The following is a 21,817-nucleotide window of genomic DNA, read 5'->3' on the forward strand; positions in this document are numbered from 1 at the left end:
ACCATCGATGCGGAGCTGGAAATTCTGCTCAACGGATATGGTTCGAAATTCCAAGTTAATTTTTCGTGAACACTTAAGCGGCATCGAAGGGGGCGTTTGTTTCGGAAAACGCCTTCTTCAGCAACATTGTTTCGATAAACGCGTAGCTAAAGGTGAAGGCGATGAAGACGAAGGGTCGGTTGCTGGCTGGTGTGGGTGTGGCATGTGCGCTGTTCGCAGGCGTGGCTCAGGCGAGCGTGACGATTGGCGGCACACGGGTCGTGTATCCGCTGGATCAGCGCGAAGTGACCGTCAAGCTGAACAACGACAGCCGCGCGCCTTCGCTGGTGCAGGTATGGATGGACGACGGCAACGTCGACACGAAGCCGGGCGACAGCAAGGCGCCGTTCGTCATCACGCCGCCCATCTTCCGCATGGACGCGGGCAAGTCGCAGACGCTGCGCGTCATGTACAGCGGCGACGCGCTGCCGCAGGATCGCGAGTCGGTGTATTGGCTCAACGTGCTGGACGTGCCGCCCAAAGCCGATGCGAAGCCCGACGCGAACACGCTGCAGTTCGCCTATCGCACGCGGATCAAGGTCTTCGTGCGTCCGCCGAAGCTGCAGGGCACACCGGACGAGGCGCCGCGCCAACTCGACTGGAAGGTCGTGCCGGCCCCGGAAGGCAAGGGTCAGGCGCTCGCCGTGTCGAATCCGACTGCGTATCACGTGTCGTTCAGCGAGATCAGGGTGTCGTCCAATGGCGCCACTTACAAAAACGACCGCGGCGGCATGGTCGCGCCGCGCGGCAAGGAGATCATCGCCGTGCCGCAGATGAACGGCGTGAAGTCCGGCAAGGTTCACTACGTCGCGATCAACGACTTCGGCGGTGCGATCGAAGGCGACGCGGACATCGCTCCTTAACACGTCTCGCCTTCACTTTGAGGCGCTCGGTCCGCCGGCCGCCTTTCCCTCTCTGAAATCTCAAAAATGCAGTCGCGTGATGCCATCTGGCACGCGCTGAGCCTTTGCGCGCGCGGGTCTTGGGCATCTCAAAATTAGGAATCGTCTGAGGTACTCCTATCTCGTAAATCCATAACATCGATTCATGCCTGATCGACAGGCCAATCGAAGTTATCGGATCATGAAACCCTCACTCCAACGCAAATCGCAACGCCCGGCTAGTGCAACAGCCGGTTCGTTCATGCTGAATCCCGTCACGGCCGTCGTGCTGTCGGTGTTCACGATGGCGGGCTTCATGAGCGCAGGCGCCGCGTGTGCGGCCGAAGCGGTCGAATTCGATACGACTTTCCTGCAGATCGATTCGCAACGGGTCGATGTCGCGCGCCTTGGCCGCGGCAACATCGTGTCGCCCGGTGCCTATACGGTCGATATCTCGATCAACGACAACCATGTCGCGCGCGAGAGCGTGCGCTTCACCGCCGTGCATGAAGGCGAGAACGCGCGCGCCTGTCTCACGCGCAAGATGCTCGAAGCGTACGGCGTCGACTTCACGAAGCTGACGAACGCAGCGGATCAGGGTGCAGACGCATGCGTCGATGTCAGCGCGAGCGTGCCGGACGCAACGGTCGAATTCGACTTCAACGAGCAGAAGCTGAACATCACGACCCCGCAGAAGTACATGCGCAATCTGGCGCGCGGCTACGTCGCGCCGGAACTCTGGGACAACGGCGTCGACGCGGGCTTTCTCAGCTACAACGCGAACGCCTACCGGACGGCGAGCGGCGGCACGCAAGCGTCACAGGAGTATCTGGGTCTGAACGCCGGCGTGAACATCGGCGCGTGGCACTTCCGGCATCAGTCGTCGGTGACGGCGGGCACGGGCCAGTCGATCCAGCTCGACAACATCGCCACCTACGTTCAGCACGACGTCACGAAACTGCGCTCGCAGGTCACGCTTGGCGACGCCCAAACGATGGGCGACGTGTTCGACAGCATCGGGTTTCGCGGCGCGCAGATCGCAACCGACGACCGCATGCTGCCCGAATCGCTGCGCGGGTATGCGCCCGTCGTGCGCGGCACGGCCGATTCGAACGCGCGCGTGACGGTCCGTCAGAATGGCCAGGTTATCTATGAAACGAACGTGTCGCCGGGACCGTTCGAAATCAGCGATCTCTACGCGACCGGCTACGGCGGCAACCTCGACATCACGGTGACGGAAGCCGATGGCCGCACGAAGCACTTCTCCGTGCCTTACGCGGCCGTTGCGCAGTCGCTGCGCCCTGGCACGACGCGCTTCGCCTTCACGGCCGGTCAACTGCGCGACGAATCGTTGCAGACGAAACCCGGCTTCACGCAGTTCACGGTGCAGCGCGGGTTGACGAATCTCGTCACGCTCTATGGCGGCGGCATTGCATCGAACGGCTATGTTGCGGCTAATCTCGGCGCGGCATTCAATACAAAATACGGCGCACTCGCGAGCGACCTCACGACGGCGCGTACGCAACTGCCTGGCGTCGGTGCGCAGCAAGGTCAGAGCCTGCATATCGGCTACAGCAAGTTCATCGATGCAACCAATACCAACATCGCGCTTGGCGCGTACCGGTACTCGGACAGCGGCTATCTCGGCCTCGCCGACGCCGCCCGGCTGCGCGACGCCGCGCTGCATGGCAGCGACGTCAACGCAGCCGACCGCGAACGCGGCCGTCTGCAACTGACCGTCAACCAGACGCTTAAGGATCGCGGCGCGGTGTTCGCCAACGTTTCGTCGCAGCACTACTGGAACCGGCCGGGACGCGACATGTTTTATCAGTTGGGCTACTCGAACGGCTTCAAATACGGGACCTATAGTGTTACGGCAGGCCGCACGCGCAGCGCGGACGGCACGCTGTCGAACGAAGTGATGCTGAGCACGTCGATTCCGCTCGGCCATACGCAACACTCGCCGATGCTGTCGACCAACCTCAATGCGGGCAAGGGCGCATCGAGCATGCAGACCAGCCTGGGCGGTGCCGCGGGCGAGCGCAATCAGTATTCTTATAACGTGTACGACACGGTCGGGCAGGCAGCGTCGGGCGGCGTCAACGCGAGCGCCGGCGCGAGCGGCACCTGGCGTGCGCCGGTTGCACAGGTGACGGCATCAGCCAGCGGCGGCGCGCATTCGGCGCAGGTCTCGGCGGGCGTGAGCGGCTCGGTCGTCGCGCATCCGGGCGGCGTGACGTTCTCGCAGACGGTTGGCGATACGTTCGGCATCGTCGAGGCGAAGGGCGCGGAAGGCGCAACGGTGTCGAGCGCGTCGGGTGTGAAGGTGGATTCGCACGGCTACGCGGTCGTGCCGTTTCTCGCGGCGTACGGGATGAACACGGTGGATATCGACCCGAAGGGTTCGTCGAGCGATGTGGAGTTCGTGTCGACGTCGGAGCGTGCGGTGCCGCGTCTCGGCTCGGTTGTGATGCTGAAGTACAAGACGGTGACGGGGCGTGCAGCGTTGATTCGCGCGCCGCAGATGGGCGGTGCACCGTTGCCGTTCGGCGCGGATGTGCTGGATGCGAACGGTAATCACGTTGGCGTGGTTGCTCAGGACAGCCGGATCTTTGCGCGCGGTATCGAGGATAAGGGGACGCTGGTGGTCAAGTGGGGCGACGCAGCGACGGAACAATGTCGAATTGCATATACGCTGCCAACGCAAACGAAGAATTCGGGAGTCGTCTACATCTCGACACAAGGGACGTGTGTGAGCGATACAAATCAGCTGCGAGCGGAAGCTGCACGTGATCTCGCGAAGTCGCTGGAGCTGGTGAATTAAGCGCCCGCCACGGAAGAGCAATCTGAGACGTCAACTTTCCAAGCTTACTTTTCAGAACAAAGAACAACCATGAGCAAGTTAGTCAGTATTTCGAGCATAGACGGCTGGTTCGATACGCTTGTGCGTATCCGCAATTTCACGACCCTACGCGACCTTCTAATGCCCGTCGTGTGCGTGCTTGCCCTATGCGGCGTTGGCACGGCAAACGCCGCCTGCTCGTTCCTGGACGGAAGCTTTGCGGCCGCGAACGTCAACTTCGGCAGCATAAACGTGCCAAAAAATGTTGCAGTAGGCTCAGTCATTGCGAGCAAGCAGGCTTCGTATGACAGCATCGGCGTGCATCAGGCGTTTTCATGCGGCAACGGCGTGCCCAGCATAAGTACTTTTGCGATGTCCGGTGCAGGCACTTCAGGCACCTACGCGACCAACATCCCGGGCATCGGCTTGCGTGTCTACATCTGGTCAAATACGGGCGGCTACTACAATATGCCGGCTTCGCCTGCTTTGACGCCTGTTAGCTGGAACTTCACCGTCTCCGGAGGGGCCATGGGAACGGGTTATCTCCAGACGCGTGTCGATCTGGTGTCGACCGGTCCAATCGATCTCAGCGGTTCGAATGCGCTGTCCTACCAGGTCGGCTCGTGGCTTGTCGTCAAAGCGTCGGATGGATCGAGCCAGATCACGGGGTCGAGTCTTTCGGTGACAGCGGTCGTTACCGCGCTTAGCTGTAGCGTGACCACGCCGGACGTGGCCGTGACACTACCCAAGGCATTTGTGACGAACCTTCCTGCTATTGGAGCGACGACGGGCGCCACCGTGTTCGCCTTGAACGTCAATTGTCCTCGCGGCGTTAATGTGAATGTGACCTTCACGGACGCTTCCAATGTGTCCAATCGCTCGACCATCCTGGGGCTCGCGCCAGGCTCGTCTGCTAGCGGGGTTGGTTTGCAGATTCTTGGCGGCTCGACGCCAATTGCGTTCGGACCCGATTCGGCAAGCGCAGGCAATATCAACCAGTGGTTCGCGGGCGTGGCCGCAGGCGGTCAAATGCAGATTCCCCTCACTGCGCAATACGTTCGCACTCCGGGGACACTGATTCCAGGCAGCGTGAAAGGAACGATTACTTTTACAATGTCTTATCAATAGAGGCTGGCGATGGCGGCCGTCGGCGGCCGTCGGCGGCCGTCGGCGGCCTCGCGGGTGCTGCATTTTCATTCGACGGCGCGCGCGACGTGTATCATTCGTCCCGGCGCTGCCCCAAGCCGGCATCCCTGCACGATTTACCGCCACGCGCGACCTGCGTCGCCGGACGGCCCGGATCCGCCGCGCGAGCCGCGTTCACACCCGCCCGATTCCCACACCTGACGCGCCTCGCCGCCGGGCGGAGCGGAACGGAAGCCGCCGCTCAGAGTGCACGAACCCTATTTGCCGCCTCACACGATGTCAGTCTCCGAACTCAAACGCCGCCGCACGTTCGCGGTCATTTCCCACCCGGACGCGGGTAAAACCACGCTCACGGAAAAGCTGCTGCTGTTCTCGGGCGCGATCCAGATCGCGGGCACCGTGAAGGGCCGCAAGAGCAACCGCTACGCGACGTCCGACTGGATGGAAATCGAAAAGCAGCGCGGCATTTCCGTCGCCAGTTCGGTGATGCAGTTCGAGTACGGCGACTGCGTGATCAACCTGCTCGACACGCCGGGCCACGAGGACTTCTCGGAAGACACGTACCGCGTGCTGACGGCCGTCGATGCCGCCGTGATGGTGATCGACGGCGCGAACGGCGTCGAAGCGCAGACGCTGAAGCTGCTCGAAGTGTGCCGCAGCCGCAAGACGCCGATCGTCACGTTCATCAACAAGCTCGACCGCGAAGTGCGCGAGCCGCTCGATCTGCTCGACGAAATCGAACAGCATCTGGGCGTGTCGGCCGTGCCGTTCACCTGGCCGATCGGCATGGGCAAGGACTTCCAGGGCGTCTACGACATCCAGAACGATCAGGTGCGCGTGTTCCGAGCGGGTCAGGACACGCTTGGCGGCGAAGTCGAAACGCTGCGCGCGCCGGGCGACGAGGAAGGCGAGCGCCGCTTCGGCCACGCGTGGGTGCGTGCGAAAGAAGAGATTGACCTGATCACGGGCGCGACGCCCTCGTTCGATCGCGACGAGTTCCTCGCGGGCCAGCAGTCGCCTGTGCTGTTCGGCTCGGCGATCAACAACTTCGGCGTGAAGGAAATTCTCGACGCGCTTGTCGATCTCGCGCCGCCGCCGTCCGCGCGACTGACCGTGCAGCGCCCGGTGCTGCCGGAAGAGCCGAAATTCACGGGCGTCGTGTTCAAGGTGCAGGCGAACATGGATCTCGCGCACCGCGACCGCGTCGCGTTCATTCGCGTGTGTTCGGGGCGCTTCGAACGCGGCATGGCGCTGAAGGTTACGCGCAACAACAAGACGTTCCGCGCGAACAACGTCGTCACGTTCCTGTCGCAGCGCCGCGAGACGGTCAGCGAAGCGTACGCGGGCGACATCATCGGTATCCCGAATCACGGCACGCTGAGTCTCGGCGATACGCTGACGGAAGGCGAACTGTTGCAATTCGTCGGCTTGCCGTTCTTCGCGCCGGAAATCTTCCAGACCGTCGAAGTGGTCGATCCGATGCGTTCCAAGCAGCTCGGCGAAGCACTGAAGCAGCTCGGCGAAGAGGGCGCGATCCAGGTGTTCAAGCCGGTCATGGGCGGGTTGACGATTCTGGGCGCGGTCGGACAGCTGCAGTTCGAAGTGGTGTCGCACCGTCTGTCGACGGAATACAAGGTCGATGTGCGGATGGCGCCGGCGCGCTACCGGATGTCGCGCTGGGTGACCTGCGACGATGCCGCCGAGCTGCGCCGCTTCTGCGATTCCTACGCGCAGCGTATTGCCTACGATGCCGCCGATGCGCCGACCTATCTCGCGTCGCACGTCTCGGAGATCGAAGTCGCGCAAAAGGCGTGGCCGAAGATCGTGTTCAACGAACTGCGCGAACATTCGGGCGCGCCGTTCAGGAAGGCGATGTAACAGGCTGCACTACCGCGCCGCGAAAAGATAAAGGCCGTGTTCCAACGAACACGGCCTTTTGCTTTGAGGCCATCGGCGAATTGCAGGTCTTTATGACATCGCCAGTACCTGCTCCCGCATCCAGCTCGCGAACGCCTGCACATGTTCGAGCGTCGCATGCCGCTCGGCGATATCGAGCCAGTAGCCATAAGGGCCGCTAACCTCGATATCCGACATCGGCGCGAGGCTGCCTTCGCCCAGTTCCTCGATGATCATGTTGCGATCGACGATCGCGAGGCCCACGCCTTTGCGCGCCGCGTGGATGGCCTGTTCGAGCGTGGAGAACTCGATGCCGTTGTCGGCGTAATGCGCAGGCAGGCCGGCCTTGTCGAGCCAGTCGGGCCAGAGGTTCAGGCGCGCGTCGTTGTGCAGCACGTGCAGCGCGGGCAGCGTTTCCAGCAGCTTGTCCAGCGGCTCGCCGCCAAGGCGAGGCGCGCCGACCAGCGTATGCCGCTCGATCATCAGCAGCTCGGAATGCGCATCGGCCAGCGCGGCGCGGCCGAAGCGGATGTTGCAGTGGCAGTCGTCTGTGGGTTCCGTGCGCACGGACAGCTCGACGTCCGGCAATTCGACAGCGAGCGAGCCGAGCCGCGGCGAAAACCATTGCGTGGCAAAAGTGGGCGGCACCGACAGCACGAGCCGCCGCCGTCCTTTGGCCGTCGTGACCTGACGCGTGCCGCGTTCCAGCGTGTCGAACGCTTCGGACACGCACGGCAGCAACTGCTGTCCCGCCTTCGTCAGGCGGATGCCCTTGTGATCGCGCTCGAAAAGCTTCGCGCCAAGCGATTCTTCGAGAATCTTGATCTGCCGGCTGACGGCGCCCTGCGTGACGCACAGCGCGACGGCAGCGCGGTTGAAACTCAAGTGCCGTGCCGTCTCTTCGAAAAAGCGCAACGCGATCAGCGAGGGCAGACGCCGCATAACTCTTCCTTCAGTCTCATCGTTCTTCTCTGTTACACCCGCATGCGCTTTCTTGACCGATACGCGGAACAGCGGCGCGCCGGAAGCGGCGCCGCAGCCGGAAAGCCGCGCCACGCGCCGTGGAGGCGATTCTACATGGTGTGCAGGGCGGGAGTGGGCGGACGCATGGCGCGCTTGCGCGACGGTCGAATCCGCCAGCGCTCCGTTTGGCCTGTAGCACGCGCTAACGTCAGATGAACCCCGCCGCCTTCGACGAACCCGCCCCACAGCGCCCCGCGCATCGCCTATCCTGATGAAATCGCGCGCCTAGACCGCGCACCCACTCATTCGCGGAGCGCCCGTGACCGTACGCAATCTCGACGCGTTGTTTCGCCCGAAATCCATTGCCGTGATCGGCGCCTCGAAGCGCGAGGGCAGCACGGGCGCAATGGTCTGGAAGCGGCTGATCGAAGGCGGCTTCGACGGCCCTGTGTGGGCCGTCAATCCGAAGTACGACATGCTCGACGGCCACGCCTGCGTCGGCAACGCGGGCGATCTGCCCGACGCGCCGACCGTTGCGATCGTCTGCACGCCGCCGTCGACGTGGCCCGCCATCGTCCACGCGCTCGGCGGGCGCGGCACGCGCGCGGCGATCATCGTCGGCGAGGCGCGCTGCGATGACGACCGCGCCGACGTGCGCCACACGCTCGCCGCCGCGCGGCCGCATCTGTTGCGCATTGTCGGGCCGGGCAGCCTTGGCGTCATCACGCCCGCGCTTAAGGCGCATCTCGGCGCGCCGTCCGTGACGGTGCGCTCTGGCGGCGTCGCGTGGGTGTCGCAGTCGAACGCGTTGACCAACGCGGTGCTCGGCTGGGCACATGCACGCGGCCTGGGCTTTTCGCACGCGGTGGCGCTCGGCGACGAAGCCGACGTCGATGCCGGTGACGTCCTCGACTATCTCGCGAGCGACCCCGGCACGCGCGCGATCCTGCTCGAAGTGGATTCCGTGAAGTCGGCGCGCAAGTTCATGTCGGCGGCGCGGGCGGCGTCGCGCAACAAGCCGGTGCTGGCGTTGCGCTCGGGCCGCAGCGATCCCAACGACGCGCTCTACACGGCCGCGTTCCGCCGCGCGGGCGTGGTGCGCGTCGATGCGCTCGACGATCTGCTCGATGAAATCGAAACGCTGGGCGTGGGCCGCGTCGCGGCGGGCGCGACGGCGACGCTGATCACGAGCGACCGCGGCGTCGCGACGCTCGCCACCGACGCGTTCAAGGCCGCCGGCGACACGCTCGCGCCGTGCCCGCCAGGCGCCGTCGATGCGCTTGCGCAAGCGTTGCCGCGCGCCGTGCCCGGCAATCCGCTGCTGCTTGGCAGCGACGCGCGCGCCGAGCATTTCGGCACGGCGCTGAAGGTGCTCGCCGATCAGCGTTCGACGGGGACGGCGTTCGTCGTGCACGCGTCGACGCACGGCGCGCCCGTCGAGGAAGTCGCGCAGGCGTTGATTGCGAATCAGCGCTACGCGTATCGCGGGCTGCTGGCGTGCTTTTTTGGCGGCCTGAAGCGCGAGACGCGCGATGCGTTGCACGAGCACGGCATACCCGTGCACACCACGCCGCAGCGGCTCGCGCGCGCGTTCGAGCGTCTCGTCGAGTATCGGCTCGTGCGCGAGCTGTTGATGCAGACGCCCGAAGGTCAAGCCGCGCGCGTGCCCGAAGCGATCGATGCCGCGCAGGCGCAGGCATGCGCGGCGCTCTCGTCGGGCGTGACGCTACTCGAAGGCGACGACGCGGCGCGGCTGCTCGCGCACTTCGGCGTGCGCACGGTGCCTGAAGAAGCGCGTGACGGTGCCGTCGTCGATATCACGGTCGAGCTGCGCGACGACGCCAACTTCGGCCCAGTGTTCCGTTTCACCGCGCCGCCCGAGCACGACGAAGCGCGGCCGATGTGCGTGTTCGGCCTGCCGCCGCTGAACCCCGTGCTATCGGACGACATCCTGTCGAACTCGGCGTATTCGCGCGAAGTCGCGCCCGAGCCTGTTCTGACTACGCTGACGTCGATCTCGCAGGCGGTGTCGGAGATACGCGAGATCGTGTCGCTGAAGCTCGCGTTGCGCGTGATGAGAAACGGCGCGGCGATCGTTGCGCCGCGTCTGTGGTTGTCGGCGAACCGCACGCGCTTCGCGATCATGCCGTATCCGCGGCGCTACGAAGAGACGCTCGACTGGCGCGGTCAGCGCATCACGGTGCGGCCCATTCGCCCGGAAGACGAAGCGGCGCATCGGGATTTCGTCGAATCGATGACGCCCGACGATCTGCGCCTGCGCTTTTTCGGCGCGGTTGGCAGCTTCGATCATTCGCAGCTCGCGCGCATGACGCAGATCGACTACGACCGCGAGATGGCGTTGATCGCGACGACACAGAACGACGACGGGTCGACGCACACGCTTGGCGTCGTGCGTGCCGTCGCGGACCCGGACAACGAAACGGCCGAGTTCGCGATGGCCGTGCGTTCGGATCAGAAGGGCAAGGGGCTAGGGCGTCTGTTGATGGAGCGGATCATCGCGTATTCGCGCTCGCGCGGCACGCACTGGATCATCGGCGAGGCGTTGCGTGAGAACTCGGCGATGATCGGGCTGGCGACGGCTGTCGGCTTCACGACGACGCGTACGGAAGACCCGGGCGTGGTCGGCTTCCGGATGGCGCTCGATCAGCCGGATGAACGGGGCGCCGTGGGGTTCGGCGCGTCGCCTGCGTGTTCTGCCTCTGCCTCGACTAGTACGCGTAGCTGAGCGTGTGTTTAAGCCGCGAGCTTCATCGCTGCCGCGTCTACCTGTTCGCGTGACACGGAGAGTTCCTCGAGCCACTCGGGAGCGTACGTCGCGCCTGTTTCGCGTTCGAGTCGCGCGATCGTTGCTGCGCAGCGCACTGCGTCCTTTGGTGTCGCGATGAACAGTTTCACCGATTGTCCTGCCGTGAAGGCTTCGAACAGCGGTACGCGGACTTCGTCGGGCAGCGCGCGTGTCCATTGATATGGCTTGCCGTTGAACGTGACTGTCGGCGGCAGCATGCGTTCTTTCTTTGCGGCTGGAATCAGGCCGAAGTTGCGGGCGGCGTCGCCGATCTGATCGGCCGAGAAGAGTTCGTCGGGCGAGATGTCGAATTGCGTGATGAAGGTTTCGATCTGCTTCATTGCAGCGGACCGGTCGTCGCGTTTTTGCTGCGCACGGGAGACAATTTCACGGAGTTCGTCGGCTTCTTCGCTTGTGATGATGAAGCTTGTCTGCTTCTGCTGGAGTTCGGAAAAACGCTGGAATTCGAGGTCGGACAGAAGTTTGGCCATAAAGGTTTGGGTTGCGCGTGGGCGCAAGGGGATTTTGGAGGTTTGGGAAGGGGCGACATTCTATCGCATTGGGGTTGGGGATTTGCCGTTTGGGGTTTGGGGCTTTGTGCTGGTATTTGCGTTTTGTCTTCGTGGCGCGGCCGGTTTGGTTTGCTTGTGTTTTTGCTGGCATCCGCGTGATGGTGTTTGCCTTTCAAGCGTCGCCCCTGTGCGGGGCGGCACCTGAAGCACGAAGGCAATACGCGGATGCCAGCGCAAAGACCAGCAAACCAAACCGCCCGCGCCACGACGACAAAACGCAAATGCCAGCGCAAAACACAAGCAAACCAAACCGCCCGCGCCACGAAGACAAAACACGGATGCAGCGCAAAGGCCAGAACAACCAAAACGCCCGCGCCGCGCAACCGCAAGAACAGAAAAAACCAAACTACGACCCCGACCTCACCTCAGGCTCAGCAAACATCGACAACCCCTGCACAATCTCCCGCAACATCTGCGTAACCTGATCCAGCGAAGGCGCCACATACTCATCAATCCGCTTAAGAAAAGGACAAGTCATCGCAGCAATCGCCTGCCCTGACGCCGTCAGCACAGGAAACGTCAAATCGGTGACACCAAAAATCTGCTGACTGTCCTTCTGCGAAAACCCAGCCGCGCGAATGGTCTCGCACGCGCCTTCGAGCGCGCCATGATCGATCGTCACTTCGCCTTTGACCTTGGTGTGCTCGGCGAGCATATGCTCCCGCTGCTCAGGCGTCTGGAACGCGAGCATCGTGCGCCCCGAACTCGTATCGATCAAACCCACCCGCGACCCGAGCCGCACGGAAATGCCCCAAGTGCCAGGCCCATCCACCTGCGCGATCACAAGCAGATTGCCACGGTCGTAGACAGCAAGATGACACGACTGCTCAGCATCAGCAGCAAAGCGCTGCATCAACGGTAACGCCTCGGAAATCAGCCGGTTCATCGGCGGATGCCGATGCGCAAGCGCATACAGCTTCAGGCTCAGCGAATACCGGTCGCCCCCCGCCGACCGCACCACATACTGACGCGCCACCAGCCGCTCCAGCATCCGGTACATCTCGCTCGCATTGCGCCCCAGCAGCTTCGTGATCTCGGCGCGCGTCAAGCCGCTCTTCTGCTCGGCAAGCAGTTCGAGTATGTCCAGACCCTTGTCCAGCGCAGGCGCGCGATATCGGTCGGCGTCGTCTTTGTCTTCTACATCCATCGTCGGCAGTCGGTTCGTGTTTGACGTTCGCATTTGATTATCGGCTGTCAGAGGACTGTCACACAGGGCGCACGGCTCCAGGGAAAACACCCACGCCTGTCACGTTGACTTGTCAATATTCGTATATGAATAATACGTTCATTGGTGAATGCATGCACCAATGCCCATAAGAAAGTGAAAGGTCGATGCACCCGGTTCGCCGGTTCCTCTTCCCACAACGCAGACGTAAGCAGGCATAAGAAGCCGCTTCCGTCGAGTGCACTGACGTGCATGGGATGGGCGTAAGCGCTGAAGCGCTTACTCCCATCGACACAGGAGACAAGCATGGGTTTCGCCAAGGAGCCGCGCGCGGCTCGCCGTTTCGTTCAGAACACGCTGACGGCCGCCGTGGCCGCGACGTGCATCGCGGGCATCACGTTCAGCACGGCCGCGCAGGCGGCTGACACAGGCAAAGTCGGTCTCGGCCTGCCGCTTCTCACGTCGCCGTTCTGGCAGTCGTACAACAACTATCTGCCGAAGTACGCGAAGGAAATGGGCATCGACATCCTCGCGCCCGTCAATTCGAACAACGATCCCGCGCAGCAGATCACCGACATGAACAACATGGTGAATCTGGGCGCGAAGGGCATCGTCGTCGGGCCGATCGATTCGGCGGCGATCAGCCGCGCGCTCGATTCGGCATCGGCGAAGAACGTGGCCGTGGTCGCCGTCGACGTCGCGCCGACGCAAGGCAAGGTCGCGATGGTCGTGCGCGCCGACAACCGCGCGTACGGCACGAATGCGTGCAAGTACATCGGCGAGCACGTGAAGTCGGGCAAGGTCGTGCAGATCATGGGTGATCTGGCGTCCGTCAATGGACGCGACCGCTCGGAAGCATTCCGCGCGTGCCTGAAGAACTACCCGGCGCTGTCGCTGCTGGAGATTCCGGCCGGCTGGAAGGGCGATGTCGCAGCGAGTTCGCTGGATAGCCTGTTGACCGCGAATTCCGATGTGAAGGCGATCTACATGCAGGCGGGCGGCGTCTATCTGTCGCCGACGCTGCAGACGCTGCGCCGCAAGCAGATGCTGTTTCCCGCCGGCGACGCGAAGCATGTCGTGATCGTCAGCAACGACGGTATTCCGCAAGAGTTCGACGCGATCCGCAAGGGCGAAATCGACGCGACCATTTCGCAGCCCGCCGACCTGTACGCGAAGTACGGCCTGTACTACATGAAGGCCGCGCTCGCCGGGCAGACGTTCAAGCCGGGTCCGACCGATCACGGCAGCAACATCGTGCAGTTGCAACCCGGTGTGCTCGAAGACCAGTTGCCGGCGCCGCTCGTGACGAAGGCGAATGTCGACGACAAGAACCTCTGGGGCAACACGCTCAAATGAGCGCCTAAGTGAGCAAGCAAGTGAGCGAGCAAATGACCCACGACGCGAACGCATCCACGCGCGCGGTCGTCGAGGCGCTTGGCGTAGGCAAGCGCTTCGGCAGCCACGCGGCGCTGAGAGACGTCAGCATGCGCGTGCTGCCCGGCGAGTCGCACGCGCTCGTCGGGCGCAACGGCGCGGGAAAATCGACGCTGGTGTCGATTCTCACCGGCCTGCGCAAGTCCGACACGGGCGAAGTGCGATTCGGCGGCGAGCTAGCGCCGCCCATCGCCGACCGTGACGCGTGGCGCGAGCGCGTCGCGTGCGTCTATCAGCATTCGACGATCATCCGCGAACTGTCCGTCGCGGAGAATCTGTTCATCAACCGGCAGCAGACGCGCAATGGCGTGATCGATTGGCGCGCGATGCGTCGCGATGCGCGTGCGCTGCTCGATCACTGGAAGATCGACGTGCGCGAAGACGCGCGCGCCGGCGACCTCACTGTCGAAGCGCGTCAGCTCGTCGAGATCGCGCGGGCGCTGTCGTATGGCGCGCGCTTCATCATTCTCGACGAACCAACGGCGCAGCTCGACGGCGACGAAATCAAGCGGCTCTTCAGGCGTATCGAGGAGTTGCAGCGCGAAGGCGTGACGTTCCTGTTCATCTCGCATCACTTGCAGGAGGTGTACGAGATTTGCCAGGCCGTCACCGTGTTGCGCGATGCAAGGCATATCGTCAGCGCGCCTGTGTCGGCGTTGCCGCGCGAGCAGCTGATCGAAGCGATGACGGGCGAGCGCGGCGGCCTCAATGTCACCGACGCGGCCTCGCGCCAACCGCTGCCCGCCGCGACGGCCGTTGCGTTGCAAGTCGAAGCACTCACGGGCGCGGACTACGAGGACGTCACGTTCGCCGTGAAGCGCGGCGAAGTCGTGGGACTCACGGGCGCGACGAGCAGCGGACGCACGAGCGTCGCCGAAGCAATCGCGGGGCTGCGCAAGCCGCATCGCGGCGGCATTCGCGTCGACGGCGAAGCGTTGCCACTCGGCGACGTACCCGCTGCATTGAGGCGTGGCATCGGCTGCGTGCCGAAGGACCGTCATCACGAAGGACTGGTGCTTACGCAATCAGTTGCAGAAAACGCGTCGATGACGATCGCGCGCATGCTCGGCAAGTTCGGCATCGCGCCGCCCGCGAAGAAGAACGCGTTCGGCAAGAAGATGATCGACGCGCTCGGCATCGTCGCGCAAGGGCCCGAGCATGTCGTGTCGGGTCTGTCGGGCGGCAATCAGCAGAAGGTCGTGATGGCGCGTGCGTTGGCCACCGATCCCGACGTGCTCGTGCTGATCGATCCGACGGCGGGCGTCGACGTGAAATCGAAAGAAGCGCTGCTGTCGGTTGTCGATCGCGTGCGCGAAGAGGGCAAGTCGGTGATCGTCGCATCGGGCGAACTCGACGATCTGCGCGTCTGCGACCGCGTGCTCGTGATGTTCCGTGGCCGCATCGCGGCCGAGTTTCCAGCGGGTTGGGAAGACAACGACCTGATCGCATCCGTTGAAGGAGTCAGTCTCCATGAAGAATAGTGTGCCTGCGTTTGCGTCGGCTCAATCGGCTCAAGGAATGGGCTCGGGCGCCGCGCGTCCGCGTATCGAGTTCGCGCGTTTGCGCGATCTCGCGCTGGTGCCCGCGCTTGCGTTGCTGATCGTGATCGGCGCGTTTGTCAGCCCGAGCTTTCTGACGAAGGCGAATCTGATCAGCGTGCTGGGCGCGTCGGCGGCATTGGCGCTCGTCGTGCTCGCCGAATCGCTGATCGTGCTGACGGGCAAGTTCGATCTTTCGCTTGAATCGACGGTCGGCATCGCGCCCGCTGTCGGCGCGATGCTCGTGATGCCCGCGGCTTCCGCGGGTTTCGGGTTCGAATGGCCGGCTGCGGCTGGCCTGCTCGCGATCCTCGTGGTCGGCGCTGTGATCGGTTTCATCAACGGCTTTCTCGTCGTGCGGCTGCGCCTGAACGCGTTCATCGTCACGCTCGCGATGCTGATCGTGCTGCGCGGCATGCTGGTCGGCGCGACTAAGGGCGGCACGCTGTTCGACATGCCGTCGTCGTTCTTCGAACTCGCGACGACGATCGTGCTCGGTCTGCCTTTGTCGGTGTGGCTGGCTGCCGTGGCGTTCGGCATCGCCGCGTTTATGCTGCGCTATCACCGCTTGGGCCGTGCGCTGTATGCGATCGGCGGCAATCCGGAAGCGGCGCGCGCGGCGGGCATTCGTGTCGAGCGCATCACGTGGGGCGTGTTCGTGCTCGGCAGCGTGCTCGCTTCGATTGGCGGCCTCGTCGTGACGGGCTATGTCGGCGCGATCAACGCGAACCAGGGTAACGGCATGATCTTCACCGTGTTCGCGGCGGCCGTGATCGGCGGCATTTCGCTCGATGGCGGCAAGGGCACGATGCTTGGCGCGCTGTCCGGCGTGCTGCTGCTCGGTGTCGTGCAGAACCTGCTGACGCTCGCGCAGGTGCCGTCGTTCTGGATTCAGGCGATCTACGGCGCGATCATTCTCGGCTCGCTGATGGTGGCGCGCCTTGCCAGCGGCGAAGGACAAAACTGACATGACGCACATGACGGATCACCGCCTGATTCTGCTGAGTCCCGAAGACAACTGCCTGATCGCTGGCGCGCGGCTCGAAGCCGGCACGCAGATCGAGATCGAAGGCGAGCACGTGACGCTCGCGAAGACGATCGAGCTCGGCCACAAGGTCGCGCGCCGTGCACTGCGCAGCGAAGAGAAAGTGCTGCGTTACGGCGCGGTGATCGGCCACGTGACGACGGATGTCGCGCGCGGCGAGCATCTGCATACGCACAACCTCGAAAGCGATTACCTGCCCACTTATACACACGACGCAGGCCACGCATTCGTCCATCACTGACGCGGGCCAACAGAACATGACCGACATTTCCGTAGCAAATACCGCGCAATCAGCAATGCTGCCCATGCTGCAAGGCTATCCGCGCAGCGATGGACGCAAGGGCATCCGCAACGTGGTCGCCGTCGCCTATCTGGTCGAATGCGCGCATCACGTCGCGCGCGAGATCGTTGCGCAGTTCCGCCCTTCGTTCGATGCGTTCGACGATCCTTCCGCAGAGCTGGAAGCGCCCGTTCATCTGATCGGCTTTCCGGGCTGCTATCCGAACAGCTACGCCGAAAAGATGATGGAGCAACTGACGACGCATCCGAATGTCGGCGCGGTGCTGTTCGTGTCGCTCGGTTGCGAGAGCATGAACAAGCATTATCTCGTCGATGTGGTGCGCGCGAGCGGCCGCCCGGTACACGTGCTGACGATCCAGGAAAAAGGCGGCACGCGCAGCACGATTCAATACGGCGTCGACTGGGTGCGCGAAGCGCGCAGCGAACTCGCGAAGCAAAAGAAAGTGCCGATGGCGCTGTCCGAACTCGTGATCGGCACGATCTGCGGCGGCTCGGACGGCACGAGCGGCATCACGGCGAATCCCGCCGTGGGCCGCGCATTCGATCACTTCATCGAGCATGACGCGACCTGCATCTTCGAAGAGACGGGCGAGCTGGTCGGCTGCGAGTTTCATATGAAAAGCCGCGCAGCGCGCGACGATCTCGGCGATGAAATCGTTGCGTGCGTCGCGAAGGCCGCGCGCTATTACTCGATACTCGGCCATGGCAGCTTCGCCGTCGGCAACGCGGACGGTGGATTGACGACGCAGGAAGAGAAGTCGCTCGGTGCGTATGCGAAGAGCGGCGCGTCGCCGATCGTCGGCATCGTGAAGCCGGGCGATGTGCCGCCCACAGGCGGCCTCTATCTGCTCGACGTCGTGCCGGATGGCGAGCCGCGCTTCGGCTTTCCGAACATCAGCGACAACGCCGAGATCGCGGAACTGATCGCGTGCGGCGCGCATGTGATTCTGTTTACGACGGGTCGCGGCTCCGTGGTCGGTTCGGCGATTTCGCCCGTCATCAAGGTCTGCGCGAATCCGAATACTTACCGCAACCTGTCCGGCGACATGGATGTCGACGCAGGGCGTATCCTTGAAGGCCGCGCGACACTCGACGAAGTGGGCCGCGAAGTGTTCGACGTCACCCTCGCTGTCGCGCAGGGCGCGGCGTCGAAATCGGAGTCGCTCGGGCATCAGGAGTTTATCCTTACGTACAAGACGTTCGAGCCCGTCGGGCCGGCGTGCCTGCCGTCGAATGCGGCGCTGCCGCATCGGGTGGTCAGCGTGGCCGCGCAGTGAGCGTTGCGGTGAGCGCTGGGTTGAACATAAAACACAACATGGAGAGCGAGACGATGACGGACGCGGCGGGTTCAAACGTGCGCAAGCGGCGCCGCATCGGCGGCCGCGCGCTCGAAGTCACAGGTCTGGGGCTCGGCACCGCGCCGCTCGGCGGACTGTATCGCGACCTGTCCGATGAAGAAGCGTTCGGCGCGGTTCAGGCCGCGTGGGACGCGGGCGTGCGCTTCTTCGACACCGCGCCGCACTACGGACACACAAAAGCCGAGCATCGCCTGGGCGATGCGCTGCGGCGTTATCCGCGCAACGAGTTCGTGCTGTCGACCAAGGTCGGCCGTCACTTCGTGCCGCGCAAGAACCCGTATGACGGCAGCGAAGGCTGGCAAAATCCGCTGCCGTTCGAAGCGATCTACGACTACACGCACGACGGCATTCTGCGTTCGTTCGAAGACAGCCAGCAGCGCATGGGCATCGTCGATATCGACATTCTGCTCGTGCACGACATCGGCGTCGTCACGCATGGCGAGCGCAACGCGCACTACTGGCAACAGCTCACGCAAGGCGGCGGCTTCCGCGCGCTCGACGATCTGCGCTCGCAAGGTGCTGTGAAAGCCGTCGGTCTCGGCGTCAACGAAGGCGCGGCGATCCTCGACGTGATGCGCGACTTCGACATCGATTGCGCGTTGCTCGCGGGCCGCTACACGCTGCTCGAACAGGCGACGCTCAACGACCTGCTGCCCGAATGCGAAAAGCGCAACGTCAGCATTCTGTTGGGCGGCGCGTTCAATTCGGGGATTCTCGCGCGCGGCGTCGAAGGCGATCTGAAGTTCAACTATGGCGAGGCGCCGAAGGAAGTGATCGAGCGCGTCGCGCGTCTGGAAGCAGTGTGCAAGGTGCATGGCGTGCCGCTGGCTGCCGCCGCGTTGCAGTTTCCGTATGCGCACCCCGCTATCGCGACGGTGCTGACGGGCGCGCGCAACGCGGGCGAACTGCGCGAGAATGTGGCTTCGTTCGACAAGCCGATTCCCGCCGAACTCTGGCAGGCGCTGCGCGACAAAGGCTTGCTCGATCCACGCGCGCCCGTGCCGAAGGACTAGCGGTTCGATCACATCATGCAAATCGACGCACACCAGCATTACTGGAACCCCGAGCGCGGCGACTACGGCTGGCTGACGCCCGATCTCGCGCTGCTCTATCGCACGTTCGGCCCCGACGATCTCGCGCCGCTGCGCGAACGCGCGGGCGTGTCGCGCACGGTCGTCGTGCAGGCCGCGCAGACTGTCGATGAGACGCGCTATCTGCTCGATCTCGCGCGCAATGAAGCGTCGATTGCGGGCGTCGTCGGCTGGGTGCCGATGCTCGATGGCGACGCGCCCGCATTGATCGCCAAGTTCGCGCGCGATCCGAAATTCAAGGGCGTGCGGCCGATGCTGCAAGACCTGCCCGACGACAACTGGATTGCCAACCCCGCGCTGAAGCCCGCCGTCGATGCGTTGATCGCCCACGACCTCGCATTCGATGCACTGATTTTCACGCGTCACGTCGATGCGTTGGGAACGTTCATCGAGCGCTTTCCGCAACTGCGCGTCGTGATCGATCACGGCGCGAAGCCGCCGATCCGCGACGGCAGCACGGGCTGGCACGCGTGGGCCGAGGGCATCACGCGGCTCGCGAAATTGCCGCATGTGCATTGCAAGCTGTCCGGCCTCGCGACGGAAGCCGCGCAAGGCTGGACGGAAGCGACGCTGCGTCCATACGTCGATCATCTGCTTGCCGCATTCGGGCCGAACCGCCTGATGTGGGGCAGCGACTGGCCGGTGCTGAATCTCAACGGCGACTACCTGCTGTGGCATTCGATTGCGACAGAGCTACTTGCGTCGATATCCGATGCCGAACGCGACGCGGTGTTCGGTGGCAATGCGGCAGCGTTCTACCGGCTTTGACGGTTCAACGGGAATTCCACATTCGCGCCGGTGAGCAGCCGTTGCAATACCCGGTATGACTCAAACGCCAATCCAACGGGAGCCTTAAATGGTACAAAGACTGGCCGGCAAGACGGCCTTGATCACGGCAGCGGGACAAGGCATCGGCCTCGCGACGGCCGAGCTTTTCGCGCGTGAAGGCGCGCGCGTCATCGCTACCGACATCCGCATCGACGCGCTCAAGGACAAGCCCGTCGAAGCGCGCCAGCTCGATGTGCTCGACGGCGCGGCGATCAAGGCGCTTGCGCAGGAACTCGGTCCCATCGATGTGCTGTTCAATTGCGCGGGCTACGTGCATGCGGGCTCGATTCTCGAAGCGAGCGAGGAAGACTGGGACTTCGCATTCGATCTGAACGCGAAGGCAATGTACCGGATGATCCGCGCGTTCCTGCCCGCGATGCTGGAGAAGGGCGGCGGATCGATCATCAATATGTCGTCGGCGGCGTCGAGCATTAAGGGCGTGCCGAACCGCTTCGTGTATGGCGCATCGAAAGCCGCTGTCATCGGTCTGACCAAGGCCATCGCCGCGGATTTCGTCACGCGGGGTGTACGCTGTAACGCGATCTGTCCGGGCACGGTACACTCGCCTTCGCTCGAGCAGCGGATCGCCGAGCAGGCGAAGGCGCAGGGCGCGACGGTCGAAGCGGTGCACGCTGCGTTCGTCGCGCGTCAGCCGATGGGCCGTGTCGGCAAGCCGGAGGAGATTGCGGCGCTGGCGTTGTATCTGGCGTCCGACGAGTCGGGGTTCACGACGGGCCAGGCGCATGTGATCGACGGCGGCTGGTCGAACTGAGCCACGCAGCGCGTGCATGAAGCGCTGACCACGTTTATGAACCACGGAATCACTGAACAGAGGAAACTGCAGCGATGAAACTGCTTCGTTATGGACCGAAGGGCCAGGAAAAGCCGGGCTTGCTGGATGCGCAAGGCAAGATTCGCGATCTGTCGAAAGTGGTCGGCGATATCGACGGCAGCACGTTGACGGATGCGGCGCTTGGCGAATTGCGCGCGATCGATCCGGCGACGCTGCCGGTTGTCGAAGGCAATCCGCGCATCGGGCCGTGTGTCGGCAAGATCGGCAAGTTCGTGTGTATCGGGTTGAACTATGCGGACCATGCCGCTGAGTCGAATCTGCCTGTGCCGAGCGAGCCGGTTGTCTTCAACAAGTGGACTAGCGCGATCGTTGGGCCGAACGACGGGATTGAAATTCCGCGTGGCTCGAAGAAGACCGATTGGGAAGTGGAACTGGGCGTGGTGATCGGCAAGGAAGCGAAGTATGTCGATGAGGCGAATGCGCTCGATTATGTGGCGGGTTATTGCGTGATCAATGACGTGTCCGAGCGTGAGTGGCAGATCGAGCGCGCCGGGCAATGGGATAAGGGCAAGGGGTTCGATACGTTTGGGCCGATTGGGCCTTGGGTTGTTACGCGTGATGAGGTTGCGGATCCGCAGAATCTGAAGCTGTGGCTCGAGGTGGATGGGCATCGGTATCAGAATGGCAGCACCAAGACCATGGTGTTTGGTGTGGCGAAGCTTGTTTCTTATCTGTCGCAGTGTATGAGCTTGCAGCCGGGGGATGTGATTTCTACTGGCACGCCGCCAGGAGTGGGGATGGGCGTGAAGCCTGAGGCTGTTTATCTGAAGCCGGGGCAGACTGTGAAGCTCGGGATTGAGGGGCTCGGGGAGCAGCAGCAGAAGACTTATGCGGCGGAGTAATTGCCTGCGGCGCTGAGTTTTTTTGCCGTTTTGCAATGGCATTTGCGGTTCGGGTTTTTCTGCCTTTGCGGTGGCATCCGGGTTTGATGGTTTTATGCCGAGGGCGGTTTGGTTTGCTTGTGTTTTCGCTGGCATCCGCGTTTTGCCTTCGTGCTTCAAGCGTCGCCCCTGTGCGGGGCGGCACCTACTTTTCTTTGCCGCCGCAAAGAAAAGTAGGC

Annotated in this window: 17 protein-coding genes; 14 read left to right on the forward strand and 3 right to left on the reverse strand. The window is 63.4% G+C overall.

The window, feature by feature from the left end:
* Window positions 1-161 precede the first annotated feature (161 nt).
* The 4 genes from SB822_RS52020 (at window position 162) to SB822_RS52035 (ending at window position 6,786) form a co-directional block, all read left to right on the forward strand.
* The gene (locus tag SB822_RS52020) at window positions 162-902 is read left to right on the forward strand and encodes a fimbria/pilus periplasmic chaperone (protein ID WP_410858446.1); all 741 of its coding nucleotides are present in this window, start codon (window positions 162-164) and stop codon (window positions 900-902) included.
* Between the two features lie 220 nt (window positions 903-1,122).
* Window positions 1,123-3,744, forward strand: coding sequence for a fimbria/pilus outer membrane usher protein (locus tag SB822_RS52025; RefSeq protein WP_410858447.1), 2,622 nt, complete (start codon window positions 1,123-1,125; stop codon window positions 3,742-3,744).
* 69 nt (window positions 3,745-3,813) lie between these two features.
* Window positions 3,814-4,890, forward strand: a complete 1,077-nt coding sequence (locus SB822_RS52030) for a fimbrial protein (RefSeq protein ID WP_410858448.1) — start codon at window positions 3,814-3,816, stop codon at window positions 4,888-4,890.
* Window positions 4,891-5,184: 294 nt separating this feature from the next.
* Window positions 5,185-6,786, forward strand: coding sequence for a peptide chain release factor 3 (locus tag SB822_RS52035; RefSeq protein WP_410858449.1), 1,602 nt, complete (start codon window positions 5,185-5,187; stop codon window positions 6,784-6,786).
* A gap of 90 nt (window positions 6,787-6,876) precedes the next feature.
* Here the strand turns inward: SB822_RS52035 and SB822_RS52040 are convergent, their stop codons facing one another.
* Window positions 6,877-7,746 carry a LysR family transcriptional regulator gene (locus SB822_RS52040; RefSeq protein WP_410858450.1) on the reverse strand — a complete coding sequence of 290 codons (870 nt, stop codon included), beginning with the start codon at window positions 7,744-7,746 and terminating at the stop codon, window positions 6,877-6,879.
* A gap of 340 nt (window positions 7,747-8,086) precedes the next feature.
* Here SB822_RS52040 and SB822_RS52045 point away from each other — a divergent pair, with 340 nt between their 5' ends.
* Entirely contained in the window at window positions 8,087-10,513 is a 2,427-nt protein-coding gene (locus SB822_RS52045; protein ID WP_410858451.1) for a GNAT family N-acetyltransferase, read from the forward strand.
* Window positions 10,514-10,521: 8 nt separating this feature from the next.
* Here SB822_RS52045 and SB822_RS52050 read toward each other — a convergent pair whose 3' ends face one another.
* Both SB822_RS52050 and SB822_RS52055 read right to left on the reverse strand, forming a co-directional pair.
* Entirely contained in the window at window positions 10,522-11,064 is a 543-nt protein-coding gene (locus SB822_RS52050; RefSeq protein ID WP_007587667.1) for a hypothetical protein, read from the reverse strand.
* Window positions 11,065-11,491: 427 nt separating this feature from the next.
* Window positions 11,492-12,292 carry an IclR family transcriptional regulator gene (locus SB822_RS52055; RefSeq protein WP_007746062.1) on the reverse strand — a complete coding sequence of 267 codons (801 nt, stop codon included), beginning with the start codon at window positions 12,290-12,292 and terminating at the stop codon, window positions 11,492-11,494.
* A 324-nt stretch (window positions 12,293-12,616) separates the two neighbouring features.
* On the opposite strand from SB822_RS52055, the gene SB822_RS52060 reads away from it, so the two are divergent.
* The 9 genes from SB822_RS52060 (at window position 12,617) to SB822_RS52100 (ending at window position 21,599) form a co-directional block, all read left to right on the forward strand.
* Window positions 12,617-13,666 carry a sugar ABC transporter substrate-binding protein gene (locus SB822_RS52060; RefSeq protein ID WP_410858452.1) on the forward strand — a complete coding sequence of 350 codons (1,050 nt, stop codon included), beginning with the start codon at window positions 12,617-12,619 and terminating at the stop codon, window positions 13,664-13,666.
* 32 nt (window positions 13,667-13,698) lie between these two features.
* Entirely contained in the window at window positions 13,699-15,225 is a 1,527-nt protein-coding gene (locus SB822_RS52065) for a sugar ABC transporter ATP-binding protein (RefSeq protein WP_410858456.1), read from the forward strand.
* Entirely contained in the window at window positions 15,215-16,249 is a 1,035-nt protein-coding gene (locus SB822_RS52070; protein ID WP_410858453.1) for an ABC transporter permease, read from the forward strand. The genes SB822_RS52065 and SB822_RS52070 overlap by 11 nt, the downstream gene beginning before the upstream one ends.
* Before the next feature lies 1 nt (window position 16,250).
* On the forward strand, window positions 16,251-16,568 hold the full coding sequence (locus SB822_RS52075; protein WP_009769737.1) for a UxaA family hydrolase: 318 nt from the start codon (window positions 16,251-16,253) through the stop codon (window positions 16,566-16,568).
* Window positions 16,569-16,584: 16 nt separating this feature from the next.
* Window positions 16,585-17,904, forward strand: a complete 1,320-nt coding sequence (locus SB822_RS52080) for a UxaA family hydrolase (RefSeq protein ID WP_410858454.1) — start codon at window positions 16,585-16,587, stop codon at window positions 17,902-17,904.
* A gap of 53 nt (window positions 17,905-17,957) precedes the next feature.
* Window positions 17,958-18,998, forward strand: a complete 1,041-nt coding sequence (locus SB822_RS52085; protein ID WP_410858457.1) for an aldo/keto reductase — start codon at window positions 17,958-17,960, stop codon at window positions 18,996-18,998.
* Between the two features lie 15 nt (window positions 18,999-19,013).
* Window positions 19,014-19,844, forward strand: coding sequence for an amidohydrolase family protein (locus SB822_RS52090; protein ID WP_410858455.1), 831 nt, complete (start codon window positions 19,014-19,016; stop codon window positions 19,842-19,844).
* Between the two features lie 88 nt (window positions 19,845-19,932).
* Complete coding sequence (locus SB822_RS52095) at window positions 19,933-20,676, forward strand: SDR family oxidoreductase (RefSeq protein ID WP_007746083.1); 744 nt, start codon at window positions 19,933-19,935, stop codon at window positions 20,674-20,676.
* Window positions 20,677-20,750: 74 nt separating this feature from the next.
* A complete protein-coding gene (locus tag SB822_RS52100) occupies window positions 20,751-21,599 on the forward strand; it encodes an ureidoglycolate lyase (RefSeq protein WP_009769733.1) in 849 nt (282 codons plus the stop codon).
* Window positions 21,600-21,817 lie beyond the last annotated feature (218 nt).

The organism is Paraburkholderia sp. SIMBA_054, assembly GCF_046534875.1.
Classification (GTDB): Bacteria; Pseudomonadota; Gammaproteobacteria; order Burkholderiales; family Burkholderiaceae; genus Paraburkholderia; species Paraburkholderia hospita.

Excerpts from the sequence above, each read along its gene's own strand:
- SB822_RS52030 (WP_410858448.1), top strand. The coding sequence starts at position 3,814 with ATGAGCAAGTTAGTCAGTATTTCGAGCATAGACGGCTGGTTCGATACG.
- SB822_RS52080 (WP_410858454.1), top strand. The coding sequence starts at position 16,585 with ATGACCGACATTTCCGTAGCAAATACCGCGCAATCAGCAATGCTGCCC.
- SB822_RS52070 (WP_410858453.1), top strand. The coding sequence starts at position 15,215 with ATGAAGAATAGTGTGCCTGCGTTTGCGTCGGCTCAATCGGCTCAAGGA.
- SB822_RS52090 (WP_410858455.1), top strand. The coding sequence starts at position 19,014 with ATGCAAATCGACGCACACCAGCATTACTGGAACCCCGAGCGCGGCGAC.
- SB822_RS52020 (WP_410858446.1), top strand. The coding sequence starts at position 162 with ATGAAGACGAAGGGTCGGTTGCTGGCTGGTGTGGGTGTGGCATGTGCG.
- SB822_RS52055 (WP_007746062.1), bottom strand. The coding sequence starts at position 12,292 with ATGGATGTAGAAGACAAAGACGACGCCGACCGATATCGCGCGCCTGCG.
- SB822_RS52065 (WP_410858456.1), top strand. The coding sequence starts at position 13,699 with ATGACCCACGACGCGAACGCATCCACGCGCGCGGTCGTCGAGGCGCTT.
- SB822_RS52025 (WP_410858447.1), top strand. The coding sequence starts at position 1,123 with ATGAAACCCTCACTCCAACGCAAATCGCAACGCCCGGCTAGTGCAACA.
- SB822_RS52050 (WP_007587667.1), bottom strand. The coding sequence starts at position 11,064 with ATGGCCAAACTTCTGTCCGACCTCGAATTCCAGCGTTTTTCCGAACTC.
- SB822_RS52075 (WP_009769737.1), top strand. The coding sequence starts at position 16,251 with ATGACGCACATGACGGATCACCGCCTGATTCTGCTGAGTCCCGAAGAC.
- SB822_RS52100 (WP_009769733.1), top strand. The coding sequence starts at position 20,751 with ATGAAACTGCTTCGTTATGGACCGAAGGGCCAGGAAAAGCCGGGCTTG.
- SB822_RS52060 (WP_410858452.1), top strand. The coding sequence starts at position 12,617 with ATGGGTTTCGCCAAGGAGCCGCGCGCGGCTCGCCGTTTCGTTCAGAAC.
- SB822_RS52095 (WP_007746083.1), top strand. The coding sequence starts at position 19,933 with ATGGTACAAAGACTGGCCGGCAAGACGGCCTTGATCACGGCAGCGGGA.
- SB822_RS52035 (WP_410858449.1), top strand. The coding sequence starts at position 5,185 with ATGTCAGTCTCCGAACTCAAACGCCGCCGCACGTTCGCGGTCATTTCC.
- SB822_RS52085 (WP_410858457.1), top strand. The coding sequence starts at position 17,958 with ATGACGGACGCGGCGGGTTCAAACGTGCGCAAGCGGCGCCGCATCGGC.
- SB822_RS52040 (WP_410858450.1), bottom strand. The coding sequence starts at position 7,746 with ATGCGGCGTCTGCCCTCGCTGATCGCGTTGCGCTTTTTCGAAGAGACG.